The organism is Vibrio sp. 10N.261.55.A7, assembly GCF_002877365.1.
Classification (GTDB): Bacteria; Pseudomonadota; Gammaproteobacteria; order Enterobacterales; family Vibrionaceae; genus Vibrio.
In genome coordinates this window covers 1-327 of sequence record NZ_MCWZ01000250.1, presented here as the reverse complement: position 1 = coordinate 327, position 327 = coordinate 1, and the positions used below count along the sequence as shown (strand labels likewise).

Sequence of the window (327 nt, the reverse complement as noted above, 5' to 3'; positions counted from 1 at the left end):
GATTATTACCCTGGGCACCTTTCTGGTGGCCAGCAGCAACGTGCTGCGATTGCTAGAGCTCTAGCGGTTGATCCTGAAGTCATGCTTTTTGACGAACCTACTTCTGCGCTTGACCCTGAACTCGTGGGCGAGGTGTTAGGTGTTATGCGCGATCTTGCCGAAGAAGGCAGAACAATGTTAGTGGTGACTCATGAAATGGCGTTTGCTCGTGATGTATCAAACCACGTGATGTTCTTGCATCAAGGTCGAGTCGAAGAGCAAGGTGACCCAGCGCAACTGTTCAAAAATCCCGAATCTGAACGATTACAACAATTTATATCTTCTATT

At 47.7% G+C, this 327-nt stretch carries 1 protein-coding gene; it reads left to right on the top strand.

From position 1 onward, the window contains the following. Positions 1-327, top strand: a 327-nt coding sequence (locus BCU12_RS11450; RefSeq protein ID WP_133153876.1) for an ATP-binding cassette domain-containing protein, incomplete at both ends; no start/stop codon positions are given.